Origin of the sequence: Flavobacterium plurextorum (assembly GCF_002217395.1) — a bacterium.
Taxonomy (GTDB): Bacteria; Bacteroidota; Bacteroidia; order Flavobacteriales; family Flavobacteriaceae; genus Flavobacterium; species Flavobacterium plurextorum.
In genome coordinates, this window is the sequence record NZ_MUHD01000014.1 from 145,996 (window position 1) to 160,236 (window position 14,241).

Below are 14,241 nucleotides of genomic sequence, written 5' to 3' on the forward strand. Positions count from 1 at the left end.
CATAGACCATAAACAAAAAACCTAATCAAGCTAATGAATTAGGGTTTTTTGACATAAATGAATTGAGGGCAAAAATTATGTTGTAAAAGGGTTTATTCGTAAGAATCGTCTGTGCTGTCTAGGATTTCATCAAATATTTTCTTTAATGATTTTAAATAAAGAGGGAATGAAAATGCCAGCAATAGATATTCTATTCTTAAAACAGTTATATCGTCTAGAATTTTGTACAAGCTGGGAATAATAATGACTAAAGAAACTGCAACCCCAATCCAAGGATTTTTTACTAGCTTTTTTATGATTGGTAAAAGTTTCATTTCGTTTTTCTGGTTTAGCGTGATTCTCATCTACTTTTTTATTAGTTTCTTGATGTAAAAGTAATTTCGATTTCAAACTCTTATCTTGAAAATGTCATGAAAGCCATTTTTCTTGTCATGAAAAGTACAGTATTTGTTTTCGAATGAATAATAGGCAGTAAAAACGAAAAAATCCTCTTTATTTAAAGAGGATTTTAGAATGGTATATTTATTAGGAAAATTTCAATTAGGATAAAACGTTCATCTTTTTTATGAAATCTTTATAGGTATCACTCAAGGTTATTTTATGATTTCCTTTTAGAATAATCAGATTGTCGGCAAGAATAATTTCTTCTATTTTTTCTGAATTTACAATTGTGTTGCGATGCGTTTTTATGAATTTGTTTTTATCTAATAAATCACTGATTTTGGTAAGCGAAATCAGGATTACAAATTTTTCTTTTTCGGTTATAATATTGCAGTAACGTTCTTCAACCTCTATATAGAGAATGTCATTTAAAGCAACTTTTTTGAGAGTGTTCTTTTTTTTGATAAACAAAAAATCGTTGCTGATTACAGTATCTTGTTCTTCGCTCAAAAAAACATTCGTTTGGTCGTAGAACTTTTCCACAGCCATTTCTATAGCGTATAGAATTTCCAGCTCGTTAAAAGGTTTCATTAAAAAACTAAAAGGTTTTGTGAGTTTAGCTCTTTCAAAAATCTGTCGGTCTTGAGAGCTCGTTAAAAACACAAATGGTTTCGATGCATTTGGAATTATATTAATTGACTCTGCAAAAGTAATTCCGTCTGGTTTTCCGTCTAGAAAAACATCAATCACAATAATGTCGACCGTTTTCTCGTAAAAAAGCTTTAAAGCATCTGTAAAATTTCTTGCCACTCCCGCAATTGTATAATTGTTTTCAAGCAGTACTTTTATTAAAGCGTCACTTTGTTCCGGAGTGTCTTCTATAATTAAAACATTAATATTGTCCATACTATTTTGTTTTAGGTAATGTCATTATCATTTTGGTTCCTTTGTTGATTTCGCTTTCAATAAAAAAAGTACCTCCATTTTTTTTGATCATTTGTTTGCATAATTGTAAACCTAAACCAGTTCCAATAATTTCAGAGTTCTCTTTTTTAGATAATAAGTCATTATCTTGAAGTAATTCATCAATACTATTTTGGCTCATTCCAATTCCAGTGTCCTCAATTATAATCTCACAAAATTCGGAATCTATTTCTTTAGTATAAAATTTAATTTGACCATTTTGATTGCTAAATTTAATTGCATTGTCTAATAAATTTCTAAATACAATTTTTAATGAGTCAAGATCTACAAATAGAAAAATATTTTTAGAAACCAAATTTTCGAATGTTATTGCTTTGTCTAAAAGTAAAGGCTTGTAGTTATATTCTATTTGTTGTATTATCGAATATAAATGAACTGATTCTTTATGAAAGTACAATTGTTTTGTTTGTAATAATGCCCAGTGTAATAAATTATCTAATAAGCTGTAAGTGCCGTTTGCGATGCTGCTGTTTTGGATAATTAATTGATTTAACTCGTCGTAATTTTTAGACTCTAATGTCGCAGATAATTTAGAATTACTAGTTTTTAATGCATTTACAGATGAACGCAAGTCGTGACTCACGATTGAGAATAGTTGATCCTTAGCTGCGTTTAATTCATCAAGTTTGTTTTTTTGCAGTAAAATGATTTTACTGTTTTTTACTTTTTGGGCATAGAGATAAACTCCTCCGGTTATAATTAACAGAAGGCCAATTGCAGAGAAAAACAAACCATTACGCTGTGAGTCTTTTAGTTTGTTTTCGATCTCGAGTACTTTAATTTGTTTTTGTTTTTGAGCTACAGCAAACTTTTTTTCAAAATCAGCGACTGCCCAAATCTTACTCTGATTATTTAGAGAATCTTTCCATTGTTCAGATTCCTTTCTGTACTCTAAAGCTTTTTTATGGTTACCTCTATTTTCTTCAACAACTGCCATATTTAAAGAAGCATCTCTTTTTTTGTCAAAATCTTTTATTTTTTTAGATAAGTAGTACGATTTTTCGAAATAAGGAATTGCTTGTTTGTCTTTGTATTGGACATAATACAAATTAGCAATATTCATATATAAATATATCAAAGATGTGTTGTCGTTCTCTTTTTCCTGTAAAATTTTGCTTTTAAAAAGGTATTTTTCGGCTTCATTAAATTGGTTAAGATGTAAATAGCATATTCCTAAGTTTTGGTAAATAATGCTAATTCTGTAATCTTGATTGTTTTTTATAGGGCTCTTTTCTGCTTCTTTTAAATAGTATATGGCTTTTTCAAATTCTCGAAGTTCTAAAGAAGTAAGCCCTAGGTTTTTATTAACTAATTGATACAGAATAAAATTTTTAGAGATTAATTTTAATTCTGCTTGAGCTTCTTTAAATAATTTTTTTTCTATAAGACTAAACCCTCTAAAGAGATGACAGTAATCAGACACTTCTTTGTTTGTATTGGAATTTAGTTGTTTCATTGAGTAAACAAGAGTAGAATCCCAATCTTTTTTTTTGAAAAAAAGATAAGCTTTATTGAAGTTAAATTCATTTTCGAATTCAATTATTTTTTTGTTTAACGTCTGCTCTAATAGGTTGTTTTGATCTTGAGAAAACAATTGTAATGAGAAGAGAACGAATATCGAAATTGAAAAGAATTTACTTACTTGCATTTTTTGTTTGTTAACTGGTTTAAGTAAGATAACATCGTTTAAGAAGCAATAAGTAATTATTGTTTGATAAACGATGTTGAAGTTTTTATTTTATAAATGAATTATTTTCCTACTCCCGTAACGGTACCTCGCGAAGTTTCAGGATCAATGTCTTTTAAGTATGAAACTACCTCTGTAATATTGGTTACAGTATCTGAGGTATAATCTAATTCAACGTACCAAACGTCGCAGCTTTCAGGTGTTTCTTCAGAGAAATCGTAATCAAAATAAATTTGTAAAGCATCCTCAATTTCAGTAGGTTCTTCTACAGTTGGATTGTTCGGGTCTAGAGAATTGATGTATAATGTAGCTCTAATTTTTAAGGTAGGTACTCCATTTGGTTCATATAATTTTACTGAAACTAAAGGAGGAACCGGATAAGTAACATTTTTTGGATCTAAAAAAATAAAATCTTGAGAATTAATTCTGGTGTTTTGTATTACATTATAGGCCATAATTATGGTTTTAGGATTAATTATTTGTTATTGGTAGTTAAAGATATTTTTTTTCTTTTAATAAAGTGAGAAAAAAGAGGTGTTTTTTAGTTTGTTTTTGTTTTTTGCTCATTAAAATATTTAGGAGCATGACTTTTTTATTGAAAAGGCAATTATGAAACTGGATTAGTTATGGGGTAAAAAACGAAAAACCCCAATTCAACTAAATGAATCGGGGTTTTCTATGAATAAACCTTTAGTAAACTAAGATCTGATTACTCTTTTTTCTCCTCACGTGGAGGTCTTGGAACAAGTGCTTTTTTAGACACTTTTTCTTTTTTAGTTTTAGGGTCAACTCCTAAGTATTTCACTTGAAAAATATCTCCCATTTTAACTACGTCAGCAACGTTTTCAGTACGTTCCCAAGCTAGTTCAGATACGTGAAGTAATACTTCGTTTCCAGGTGCAGCAGTATATTCTACAACAGCTCCAAAATCAAGCATTTTGATTACTTTCACTTCGTAAGCTTCTCCCATTTGAGGTTTGAAAGTGATAGATTGGATTTTTGCCAATACCGCTTCAATTCCAGCAGGATCTGTACCTAAAATTTCGATAACACCTTGCTCATCAACTTCGTTGATTACAATAGTTGTTCCAGTAGCTTTTTGTAATTCTTGAATTACTTTTCCACCAGGTCCAATCAATGCTCCAATAAAGTTTCCAGGAATAGTTCTGGTAATGATTTTTGGTGCGTGTGCTTTTACGTCAGCTCTTGGAGTTGCGATAGTTTCAGTTAATTTTCCTAAAATATGTAAACGTCCATCACGTGCTTGTGCAAGAGCTTGCTCCATAATGTCATAACGTAAACCATCAATTTTGATGTCCATTTGACAAGCAGTAATACCGTCAGCAGTTCCAGTTACTTTAAAGTCCATATCTCCTAAGTGATCTTCATCACCTAAAATATCTGACAATACAGCAAATTTCTCTCCGTCAGTAATCAATCCCATAGCAATCCCAGAAACTGGTTTTACCATTTGAACTCCAGCATCCATTAAAGCCATTGTTCCAGCACAAACTGTTGCCATAGAAGAAGAACCATTAGATTCTAAAACTTCAGAAACAACACGAATTGTATAAGGACAATCTGCAGGAATCATATTTTTTAAAGCTCTTTGAGCTAAGTTACCGTGACCAACTTCTCTTCTTGAAGTTCCTCTTAATGGTTTTGCTTCACCAGTTGAGAAAGGAGGGAAGTTATAGTGCAAATAGAATTTCTCTTCACCTTGCTCAGATGGAGAATCGATTTGGTTAGCTTCTCTAGAAGTTCCTAAAGTTACTGTAGCCAAAGCTTGAGTTTCTCCACGAGTAAATAAAGATGAACCGTGAACTCTTGGTAAATAATCAGTTTCACACCAGATTGGTCTGATGTCTGTAGTTTTTCTACCATCTAAACGAACACCTAATTCTAAAACTACGTTACGAACAGCTTCTTTGTTTGTTTTGTAGAAATATTTAGAAACTAAATCACCATCAGCAGCTAATTCTTCTTCAGTAAATAAAGCTTTTACTTCTTCTTTTACTTCAGCAAATGCAGCGCCTCTTTCGTGTTTAGCTGAACCAACTTTTGCAATAGCATAAATTTTATCGTATGCTGCAGCTTTTACTTTTTTGTAAATTTCTTCGTTTTCTTTCTCACCTTCGTAAGTACGAATTTCTTTTTTACCAAAAGCAGCTTGTAAGCGTAATTGTGCTTGGATTTGAACTTTGATAGCTTCGTGAGCAAATTTAATAGCTTCGATCATTTCAGCTTCTGAAATTTCTTTCATCTCACCTTCAACCATTGCTACAGAATCCATAGAAGCTCCGATCATCATATCGATATCAGATTTTTCTAATTCTTCTCTGCTTGGGTTGATCACTAATTTTCCATCGATACGTGCAACACGAACTTCAGAAATTAAGTTGTAAAATGGAATATCTGAAACAGCTAATGCTGCAGATGCAGCTAAACCAGCTAAAGCATCCGGCATAACAGTTTCGTCATGAGACATTAATTGAATCATAACTTGAGTTTCAGCATGGTAATCGTCTGGGAAAAGCGGACGTAAAACACGGTCAACTAATCTCATTGTCAATACTTCGCTGTCGCTTGGACGTGCTTCTCTTTTAAAGAAACCTCCTGGAAAACGACCTGCTGCTGCAAATTTTTCGCGGTAATCTACCGTTAATGGTAAAAAATCAACGCCAGGGTTTGATGTGCGAGCTGAAACTGCTGTTGCAAGAATCATTGTGTCGCCCATTCTTACTACTACCGAACCGTCAGCTTGTTTTGCTAAACGACCCGTCTCGATTGTGATGCTTCTGCCATCACCTAAATCGATCTTTTCTACAAATAATTGTGGAATCATAATTTTTCCTTATTGGTTATACAATGGGTTTTAGTTGTGTTGTAGTTGTTGTTGTGTGTAGTTGTTGTTTCTAAAACCCAATGAAAAACCAAACTTTTTTTCTTATAAATGCTTGTAATTAAATACAATTCTGTAAAAAACAAAAAGAGGCACTCTCGCACCTCTTTTCTATATTGATTATTTTCTGATATTCAATACTTTGATAATCTCACGATATCTGTTGATCTCTTTCTTTTTCAAGTAATCTAACAACGATCTTCTTTTACCTACTAATAGTACAAGAGAACGCTCAGTGTTGTAATCGTGACGATTTTTTTTCAAGTGTTCAGTTAAGTGACTAATTCTGTAAGTGAACAATGCAATTTGACCTTCTGCGCTTCCAGTGTTTGTTGCACCACCGTGTTGTGCGAAAATCTCTTCTTTCTTTTCTTTACTTAAATACATTCCAATATTATTTAATGATTTTTATGTATGTCAATACAACTTTTGTAAGACGGGTGCAAAAATACAACTTTTTTTTGAAAAATAAATAGTATTGAATCTTATTTTGTAATTATTGTTATTGGAAGCTTATAAAGAACTCTCGTTGGAATACCTCTGTATATCCCTGGATTCCATTTTTGAGCCTCATTAATGAGTTTAATTGCATTTTCATCCAATCCGTAACCAACACCTTTTATAACTTTTGGTTCAACTAAATTTCCTTCTTCATCTACAATGAAAGTCATATAGATCTTTCCCGAAACTTTATTTCTTGCTTCTGCAGGAATACGCATTGCTTTTGCAACATAACTATAAAAAGAATTGATTCCTTTTTTAGGAGCAGGCTGCTGTTGCTTTGTGGTGTAAAAATGTTCTACGTTTAAAGAATCGGTTGTTACTCCCGAAATTAAATTTCCATTTTCATATTTTTCGATAAAACTTAACTTTTTCTTTAAGTCTTTTCCTTTCCAATCAGCATCAGGCTGACCGTTTTTCATTTTGCCTTCTTCTTCGTAGTTTTCGGTTTTATCTGCATAGTCTCCATTTCCGTCAATAACTATTCGTTCTTTTTGTGGGTTCCAAAAATTATTGATTTTACGCTCAACTTTTCCCTTTTTGTCTACTGTATATTCAATTTCAGATTTTAAATCTCCATTTTCATACCAATTAAATTCTCTTCCAGATTTTTTGGCATTGACATATGATACTGTGGTTTTTTTATTTCCATTTTCATAATAAGAAACAGATTGTCCTTCGTTTATCATGACATCTTTATCTGTTGTATTTGCAATATATTTTATTGCACCAGATTTATAATGGTCTTTGTAGACATAGGATTTTTTTTCAGAATAATAACCTACAACGAGTCTTGTGTATTTGTAATTTTCGGGAGAGCTTGGCGTCCACAAAGAGTCGAGATAAATTAATTTATTAGCCGAAATAGTGTTTTGAGCAAACATATTTGCCGCAGTAAAAAGAAATAGTAAAAGATGTAGAAATCGTTTCATAAAAGTTTAAGGCAAATGTTTGATTTAAATGGTTTCTTAAAATAAAGCAGCGACTTCTTGATTTACAAATTCTAAAAATCTTTCGTCAGCTTCAGTAAATGGATCAATAACATGGCTGTCAATATCTATTTGTCCAATATTTATTCCGTTTACAAACAACGGAACTACAATTTCAGATTTTACAGTAAAACTGCATGCAATGTAATTATCCTGTGCTTTTACGTCTGGCACAACAAAATTAGCATTGCTTTCCGCTACTTGTCCACAAATTCCTTTTCCAAAAGGAATTACAGTATGATCAGTTTCAGCACCAACATATGGGCCTAAATGCAGTGTTTTGTTTTCATGGTTTGCAAAATAAAAACCTACCCAGTTGTAATACTCTACATTTTCATTTAATAATTGGCAGATTGCCAACAGTTTTTCGTCTCTAACAAGGTTATTGTCAGATACTATAGCGCTTATTTTTGGTTGTAATTCTTGAAAAGTCATAATTTGAAAATTTTATACAAAAGTATTTAAAGCTGAACTCAAAAAATATATAAATTTGAAAAAAAAATCCGTTGAAAAAATATTTAATCCAGTTCAAGCCTTTTTTAGTTTTTTTGAGCACTTTTTTTTTCGTTTATATTGCATTAACATTATTGTATAAAGTGTATTTGGACGGATTTAAAGTTTATGAAGTTGACGGAATCACCAGTTTTGTTGGCCGCAATGTTGAACAAGTATTGAAGGGATTTAATTATGATGTAGAAGTTCAGGGAAATTCTACAGATTCTTGGTTAGAAGTTTTTTTGAATAATGAACATGTAGTTCGTATTATTGAAGGTTGTAATGCTGTAAGTATTATGATTCTTTTTATTTCCTTTATAATTGCATTTTCCGGAAAATTCAAGACGACACTGCTTTATGTTTTGTTTGGAGTTACATTAATTTACATTTTGAATGTTTTGCGAATTGCGGTATTAACGGTTTTGTTATTTCATTTTTCTCAATACACTCATTTTTTGCATGGGGTTCTTTTTCCGTTGATTATCTACAGTTCTGTTTTTATCTTATGGTTTGTTTGGGTAAACAAATTTTCTAAATATGCTAAATAGATTTAAAGAGCATCGAATTAAAATATTCGCTTCCATCATTATTGTACTATGCTTTGTGTTAATACGAGCTTTAGAAACGTCTTTGTTTTATGATCCTTTTTTGCAGTATTTCGAGGCCGATTTCAGCGGTGTACCATTTCCTAATGTTGATGTTTTTAGATTGTTTTGCAATTTGCTGTTTCGTTTTGCTCTAAATACAGTTTTGTCTCTAATGCTTATTTATGTATTGTTTAAAGATTTAGAAATTCTAAAGTTTACGGGTTATTTGTTTTTGTTTTTTTTTCTAATTCTTTTTTCAATGTTCTTTATAATTATTCAATATTTTCAAGATAGCAGTTGGGCTTTATTTTATGTGCGAAGATTTATTATTCAGCCATTGTTAGTATTGTTATTTATTCCTGCATTTTATTATCAGCTTCAAAATTTAAAAAAATAACATTTTATTAAGTTTTTAATCTGAGAGTTTTTGGATACTTTTGCAGTATGAATTTAAAAAAGTGCACAGTATTATTTTTAGCGTTCTTGTTGTTGGTTTCCAACGCAGGTTTTGCTTTTGATGTGCACTATTGTGGAGGAGAGGTAGCTTCAGTATCTTTAAATACTACTGCTTCTGCAACACCGCAAAAGAAATGTTGTGAAACAAAAGAAGAAAAATCATCTTGTTGTAAAGACAAAGTTGTTCATTTTGAGAAAAAATCTGACAATGCAACTTTCAAAGTTTTCTTTTTTCAGCTTATAGCGCCTGCTGTAATTCAAGAATATGACCCAATTGTATTTTTGTCTATTCCAAATTTCAAAAGCAATCAGATTACTTCTTATTATTCTGATGCTAATGCGCCCCCTTTATTTAAATTATATAATCAATATATTTTTTATTCCTGATTTTAATATTTAGAATCAAGCCTTTCTGGCTTGTTGTGCCCTGTTTTATTGTTTCGTGTTGAAGCTAAAACAGAAATTTCTAAATAATATTAAAATCTTTTTTTATGCAAAAAAATATCACGCTTTTTGTGATGTTATTGCTTTCTGTTTCTGCATTTTCGCAGGAAAATCTTGAGGAAGTAAAAATTACAAAAAAGCAAAAAGGACTTAAAAAGTCTTATACTCTTACCGCAAATACATCATTAATAACAAGTAAAGAACTTTTAAAAGCGGCCTGCTGTAATTTGGCAGAAAGCTTTGAAACTAACCCATCAATTGATGTTAATTTCTCGGACGCTTTAACAGGAACTAAACAAATAAAAATGCTGGGCTTAACGAGTCCTTATTTATTGATTACTGAGGAAAACGTTCCTTCAGTTCGTGGTGCTTCTCAGGCTTACGGATTATCTTTTACGCCGGGAACATGGATCGAAAGTGTTCAAATTACAAAAGGAGCAGGAAGCGTTGTAAATGGTTTTGAAAGTATTTCGGGACAAATAAATACCGAGCTTTTAAAACCGTTAAATGACGATCCTTTCTTTTTAAACTTTTACGGATCTACCGATGCGCGTTTTGAACTAAATACTCATTTTAATAAAAAAATATCCGATAAATGGGCAACTAGTTTATTTGTTCATGGAAATGCGCGCGTTGCTAAAAATGATATGAATAACGATGGGTTTTTAGATAATCCGCTGGGGAAACAAATCAATGTTTTAAATCGTTATCAATATTTTAATCCAGAAAGCGGCTTTGTTAGTTTTATCAATTTTAGATATATGAATGATAAAAAACAAACCGGCGAATTGGATTTTGACAAGGATACAGATCGTGGAACAAAAAATCACTGGGGATCAGAGATCAACACAGAGCGTTTTGATGTTTCTACAAAAGTTGGATATGTTTTTAAAGACATGCCTTATCAAAGTATTGGTTTTCAAAACGCTTTCAATACTCATAATCAAAACTCTTATTTTGGTTTAAATCAATACAATATTAAGCAGAATAGTTTTTACTCTAATTTAATTTTCAATTCGATTATCAGCAATACGATGCATAAATTTGCAACAGGATTGAATTTTACTTACGATCAATATCAGGAATTTGTAAATGTAAATGATTACAGCCGTATAGATAATTCAGTTGGGGCATTCTTCGAGTATACTTATGATAATACTGATAATTTTAGTTTGGTTTTAGGAGGAAGAGTTGACAATCATAATCGACTTGGTTTTTTTGTAACACCTAGATTACATATGAGATATAACCCTTGGAAAAATGGAGTAGTTCGTTTTTCTGCAGGAAGAGGAAAACGTTCGGCTAATATTTTTGCAGAGAATCAGCAGCTTTTTGCAAGTTCAAGAACATTTTCGATTCTAGATAACGGCGGGAAAATCTATGGTTTAAATCCTGAAATAGCTTGGAATTACGGTGTTAGTTTCTCACAAAAATTCCGTCTTTTCAATAAAAATGCAGAAGCAGGATTTGATCTTTATCGTACCGATTTTAAGAATCAGGCAGTTGTTGACCTAATGCAGAGTCCGCAAGAAGTTTTGTTTTATGATTTAAAGGGAAGTTCATTTGCAAACAGTCTTCAAGTTGAATTTAATTATGAGCTGATTCATAATTTAAATTTAAGAACAGCTTATAAATATTATGATATTCAAACAGATTATTTGAGAGGTACATTTCAACGTCCCCTTCAAGCTAAACATCGTTTCTTAGGGAATCTTGAATACGAAACTAATTTAAATAATAATAAACAATGGAAATTCGATTACACTTTCAATTGGTCAGGTAAACAGCAATTACCTTATACGGCATCAAATCCAACTGCCGATCAATTTCCTAATTACTCGCCTTCTTATGCAGTAATGAACGTTCAAGTAACACGAGTTTTTTCTCCTGTATTTGAAGTATATGTAGGTGGTGAAAACATTGGAAATTATAAACAAGAAAAAGCAATTCTTGGTGCCAATGATCCTTTTGGACCAAATTTTGATGCTTCTATTGCATATGCGCCAATTTTTGGGCAAATGTACTACGCTGGATTACGTTTTAGAATAAAATAAATTTTAATATAAATAATAAATAAAATGAGAAATATCGTGTTAATTGCAATGATGGTTTTTTTAGGTTTTTCAGCTCAGGCACAATCTAAAAAGAATAAGAATTTAAAATACACAACAGAGGTTAACGGCAGCTGTGAACTGTGCAAAAAACGTATTGAAAAAGCGGCTTATAATGTGCCTGGTGTAAAAACGGCGACTTGGGATATTGGTTCACATCAACTTGCTGTGATTTTAAACGAAGAGAAATCATCAACAGCAGATTTAAATGCTGCTATTGCAAAGGTTGGGCATGACACAAAAGAAGTTAAAGCAACAGATGCTGATTATGAAGCTTTGCATTCTTGCTGCAAGTATGTAAGAGAATAACAGAGCCTTTTGAAAGCCCAAGTGAACCTTGGGCTTTTCAATAGTTAATTTATCTTTAAAATATGGCATTTAATTGTGGTTAAAACAATTTATTGTTAATTTCACGAACTTATAAGTATAACCAAATTCTTTTTATGAATAATTTTGATTGGACACAGTTAATAAACCCTGAATTTTATATAACTTTAAATATCGGAGGTTTTGAAATTGGGTTATTTATTGTTCTGTTTATAGTTTATGCTGAAACAGGACTTTTCGCAGGCTTTTTTCTGCCAGGAGATAGTTTACTTTTTTTAGCAGGTATTTACAGCCGTGACTTAATTCAAAATGTGGCATATATTCCAGGCGACTTTTTAAATGTATTTTTGCTTGCATTGGGAGTTGCTGTAATGGGGGTTTTGGGTAATATGACAGGTTATTGGTTTGGTGCCAAAAGCGGTTATTACTTATTTAAGAAAGAAGACTCTTTTTGGTTTAAAAAGAAATACCTGTTGCAGTCAAAAGATTTCTTTGAAAAGTATGGTGGTAAAGCAATCATTTATGCTCGTTTTCTGCCAATTTTTAGAACTTTCGCGCCAATTGTTGCAGGGATAGTTTCTATGGATAAAAAGAAATTCATGTTTTACAATATTTTAAGTTCTTTCTTATGGTCGTTTATCTTGATTTTTGCAGGACATTATTTATACGGTGTCTTCTTGAAACAAGGAATTGATTTAAAGCACCATATTGAATACATTATCATTATTATTGTTGTCATTTCTACTTTCCCGGTTTTGGTTAAGCTTTTAAAGAAAAGACCAGCTGAGAAAATCTAAAGAAAATCTATAAATAAAAAAAAGTCCGAAGTTTAAACTTCGGACTTTTTTTATGTCTCTAATTAAGGCATGAAGATTACTCTATAAGATATCATTCTTGGAACGACAACACAAGTATAGAAGATCGTGTTTTTTTGTTTCCTTGCGTTTTAATCAAAGAAATAGAGATGCTGTATTATGTCTCAGTACTAGAAACTACTGATAGTTATAAAGTGATGATATAAAAAAACTGCAAATCAGTTTGAAAAAGCTGAGTTGCAGTTTATATTAATTTTTTATTGTTGAAATAGAAGATATTTCTACGTTTGGTATTTTGAGATTAAAAAAAATGGAAGACTTAAATCTTACCATTCATTTACTTTATTGGCATCCATCTTCAAGAAAATAAATAATAAAATAGTGAATCCCCATAAACCAGAACCTCCATACGAAAAGAAGGGTAGAGGAACTCCAATGGTTGGGAAAATTCCAATAACCATGGCAATATTTACAAAGAAATGGGTGAATAAAATTCCTGCAACGCAATAGCCATAAACACGGCTGAATTTGGTTTTTTGCCTTTCAGCTAAATAAATTACTCTCAAAAATAAGCCCACAAAAAGTAAAATAACTACTAAAGAACCAGCAAATCCCCATTCTTCACCTACAGTTGTAAAAATATAATCGGTATGTTGTTCAGGAACGAATCCTCCTTTAGTTTGTGTGCCTTCTAAAAAGCCTTTTCCTATCCATCCTCCGGATCCAATTGCAATTTCAGATTGGTTGGTGTTATAACCAATACCTTTCATATCTACAGTTTTTCCTAAAAGAATATTGAAACGGTCTCTGTGGTGTTGTTTAAAAACGTTATCGAATACATAATCAACAGAAAGTACGAAACCTGACATTACTGCTAATAAAATAGCGCTTAAAATAATGTTTCGATCTACTGCTCGTCCTTTAAAATGTATAATAATAAGTACTCCTAACGCAATCAAAATAACGGCATAGGGCTCTAAAACGAGAGTTAATACAAATAAAAGGATGGTAATAAAACCTGTCCAAACGTACCAAGATGGAAGTCCCTCTCTAAATAAAACAAGGATGAAAACACTATATATTAATGCACTTCCAGGATCGGGTTGAGGCAGAATCAGCATTACTGGCAAAAAAACGATTGCTAATGCCTGCAGCTGTCTATTCGTTTCTTTAAGGTTAATTTGGGTATCGCTTAAATATTTAGCTAATGCTAATGATGTAGCAGCTTTTGCAAACTCAGATGGCTGCAAAGTGAAGCTTCCAATAGCGTACCAGCATCTTTGTCCTGCAATAGTTTTTCCAAAAAGAAACAATCCGGCTAATGATAACAGAGATACTCCAAATATTATACTGGCGTATTTTTCGTAAAATTTTCCATCAACAAAAAGCACAACAAAAATTAAAGGAATAGTACACCCAATAAAGATTAATTGCTTTTGGTAAGTTCCATCCGTTGATAATAGTGATGACGAATAAATATTCAGCCACCCTAATATTACCAATGCAATATAGATAAAGACACTTATCCAGTCAATGTTATTTTTTACACTTTGATTTTTCAT

General features: G+C 31.6%; 15 protein-coding genes. 6 read left to right on the top strand and 9 right to left on the bottom strand.

What is annotated here, in order from left to right; translation table 11 throughout:
- Nucleotides 1–92 precede the first annotated feature (92 nt).
- The 8 genes from B0A81_RS07315 to B0A81_RS07350 all read right to left on the bottom strand — a co-directional run bounded on the left by B0A81_RS07315 (nucleotide 93) and on the right by B0A81_RS07350 (nucleotide 7,879).
- Entirely contained in the window at nucleotides 93–344 is a 252-nt protein-coding gene (locus tag B0A81_RS07315) for a hypothetical protein (protein WP_089057415.1), read from the bottom strand.
- Nucleotides 345–540: 196 nt separating this feature from the next.
- On the bottom strand, nucleotides 541–1,287 hold the full coding sequence (locus B0A81_RS07320) for a LytR/AlgR family response regulator transcription factor (protein WP_089057416.1): 747 nt from the start codon (nucleotides 1,285–1,287) through the stop codon (nucleotides 541–543).
- 1 nt (nucleotide 1,288) lies between these two features.
- The gene (locus B0A81_RS07325) at nucleotides 1,289–3,013 is read right to left on the bottom strand and encodes a tetratricopeptide repeat-containing sensor histidine kinase (protein WP_089057417.1); all 1,725 of its coding nucleotides are present in this window, start codon (nucleotides 3,011–3,013) and stop codon (nucleotides 1,289–1,291) included.
- A 101-nt stretch (nucleotides 3,014–3,114) separates the two neighbouring features.
- A complete protein-coding gene (locus B0A81_RS07330) occupies nucleotides 3,115–3,507 on the bottom strand; it encodes a hypothetical protein (protein ID WP_089057418.1) in 393 nt (130 codons plus the stop codon).
- Between the two features lie 254 nt (nucleotides 3,508–3,761).
- Nucleotides 3,762–5,897 (bottom strand): polyribonucleotide nucleotidyltransferase, encoded by a 2,136-nt coding sequence (locus B0A81_RS07335; RefSeq protein WP_089057419.1) that lies wholly within the window; start codon nucleotides 5,895–5,897, stop codon nucleotides 3,762–3,764.
- 177 nt (nucleotides 5,898–6,074) lie between these two features.
- Nucleotides 6,075–6,341 (bottom strand): 30S ribosomal protein S15, encoded by a 267-nt coding sequence (gene rpsO, locus B0A81_RS07340; RefSeq protein WP_089057420.1) that lies wholly within the window; start codon nucleotides 6,339–6,341, stop codon nucleotides 6,075–6,077.
- A gap of 98 nt (nucleotides 6,342–6,439) precedes the next feature.
- Nucleotides 6,440–7,387, bottom strand: coding sequence for an energy transducer TonB (locus B0A81_RS07345; RefSeq protein ID WP_089057421.1), 948 nt, complete (start codon nucleotides 7,385–7,387; stop codon nucleotides 6,440–6,442).
- Between the two features lie 36 nt (nucleotides 7,388–7,423).
- Nucleotides 7,424–7,879 carry a GAF domain-containing protein gene (locus B0A81_RS07350; protein ID WP_089057422.1) on the bottom strand — a complete coding sequence of 152 codons (456 nt, stop codon included), beginning with the start codon at nucleotides 7,877–7,879 and terminating at the stop codon, nucleotides 7,424–7,426.
- Nucleotides 7,880–7,950: 71 nt separating this feature from the next.
- Between B0A81_RS07350 and xrtF the strand changes: the two genes are divergently transcribed.
- The 6 genes from xrtF to B0A81_RS07380 all read left to right on the top strand — a co-directional run bounded on the left by xrtF (nucleotide 7,951) and on the right by B0A81_RS07380 (nucleotide 12,661).
- On the top strand, nucleotides 7,951–8,487 hold the full coding sequence (gene xrtF / locus B0A81_RS07355) for an exosortase family protein XrtF (RefSeq protein ID WP_089057423.1): 537 nt from the start codon (nucleotides 7,951–7,953) through the stop codon (nucleotides 8,485–8,487).
- On the top strand, nucleotides 8,477–8,923 hold the full coding sequence (locus B0A81_RS07360) for an exosortase F system-associated membrane protein (protein WP_089057424.1): 447 nt from the start codon (nucleotides 8,477–8,479) through the stop codon (nucleotides 8,921–8,923). The genes xrtF and B0A81_RS07360 overlap by 11 nt, the downstream gene beginning before the upstream one ends.
- A gap of 47 nt (nucleotides 8,924–8,970) precedes the next feature.
- Complete coding sequence (locus B0A81_RS07365; RefSeq protein WP_089057425.1) at nucleotides 8,971–9,369, top strand: HYC_CC_PP family protein; 399 nt, start codon at nucleotides 8,971–8,973, stop codon at nucleotides 9,367–9,369.
- A 104-nt stretch (nucleotides 9,370–9,473) separates the two neighbouring features.
- Nucleotides 9,474–11,480 (top strand): TonB-dependent receptor plug domain-containing protein, encoded by a 2,007-nt coding sequence (locus B0A81_RS07370; RefSeq protein ID WP_089057426.1) that lies wholly within the window; start codon nucleotides 9,474–9,476, stop codon nucleotides 11,478–11,480.
- Between the two features lie 24 nt (nucleotides 11,481–11,504).
- Nucleotides 11,505–11,846 (top strand): heavy-metal-associated domain-containing protein, encoded by a 342-nt coding sequence (locus B0A81_RS07375; protein ID WP_089057427.1) that lies wholly within the window; start codon nucleotides 11,505–11,507, stop codon nucleotides 11,844–11,846.
- 134 nt (nucleotides 11,847–11,980) lie between these two features.
- Nucleotides 11,981–12,661 (top strand): DedA family protein, encoded by a 681-nt coding sequence (locus tag B0A81_RS07380; protein ID WP_089057428.1) that lies wholly within the window; start codon nucleotides 11,981–11,983, stop codon nucleotides 12,659–12,661.
- Nucleotides 12,662–13,005: 344 nt separating this feature from the next.
- On the opposite strand, the gene rodA is transcribed toward B0A81_RS07380, so the two are convergent.
- Nucleotides 13,006–14,241 (bottom strand): rod shape-determining protein RodA, encoded by a 1,236-nt coding sequence (gene rodA, locus B0A81_RS07385; protein ID WP_089057429.1) that lies wholly within the window; start codon nucleotides 14,239–14,241, stop codon nucleotides 13,006–13,008.

Excerpts from the sequence above, each read along its gene's own strand:
- B0A81_RS07360 (WP_089057424.1), top strand. The coding sequence starts at position 8,477 with ATGCTAAATAGATTTAAAGAGCATCGAATTAAAATATTCGCTTCCATC.
- B0A81_RS07345 (WP_089057421.1), bottom strand. The coding sequence starts at position 7,387 with ATGAAACGATTTCTACATCTTTTACTATTTCTTTTTACTGCGGCAAAT.
- B0A81_RS07380 (WP_089057428.1), top strand. The coding sequence starts at position 11,981 with ATGAATAATTTTGATTGGACACAGTTAATAAACCCTGAATTTTATATA.
- B0A81_RS07335 (WP_089057419.1), bottom strand. The coding sequence starts at position 5,897 with ATGATTCCACAATTATTTGTAGAAAAGATCGATTTAGGTGATGGCAGA.
- rpsO (WP_089057420.1), bottom strand. The coding sequence starts at position 6,341 with ATGTATTTAAGTAAAGAAAAGAAAGAAGAGATTTTCGCACAACACGGT.
- B0A81_RS07350 (WP_089057422.1), bottom strand. The coding sequence starts at position 7,879 with ATGACTTTTCAAGAATTACAACCAAAAATAAGCGCTATAGTATCTGAC.
- B0A81_RS07325 (WP_089057417.1), bottom strand. The coding sequence starts at position 3,013 with ATGCAAGTAAGTAAATTCTTTTCAATTTCGATATTCGTTCTCTTCTCA.
- B0A81_RS07320 (WP_089057416.1), bottom strand. The coding sequence starts at position 1,287 with ATGGACAATATTAATGTTTTAATTATAGAAGACACTCCGGAACAAAGT.
- B0A81_RS07365 (WP_089057425.1), top strand. The coding sequence starts at position 8,971 with ATGAATTTAAAAAAGTGCACAGTATTATTTTTAGCGTTCTTGTTGTTG.
- B0A81_RS07370 (WP_089057426.1), top strand. The coding sequence starts at position 9,474 with ATGCAAAAAAATATCACGCTTTTTGTGATGTTATTGCTTTCTGTTTCT.
- B0A81_RS07375 (WP_089057427.1), top strand. The coding sequence starts at position 11,505 with ATGAGAAATATCGTGTTAATTGCAATGATGGTTTTTTTAGGTTTTTCA.
- rodA (WP_089057429.1), bottom strand. The coding sequence starts at position 14,241 with ATGAAAAATCAAAGTGTAAAAAATAACATTGACTGGATAAGTGTCTTT.
- B0A81_RS07330 (WP_089057418.1), bottom strand. The coding sequence starts at position 3,507 with ATGGCCTATAATGTAATACAAAACACCAGAATTAATTCTCAAGATTTT.
- B0A81_RS07315 (WP_089057415.1), bottom strand. The coding sequence starts at position 344 with ATGAGAATCACGCTAAACCAGAAAAACGAAATGAAACTTTTACCAATC.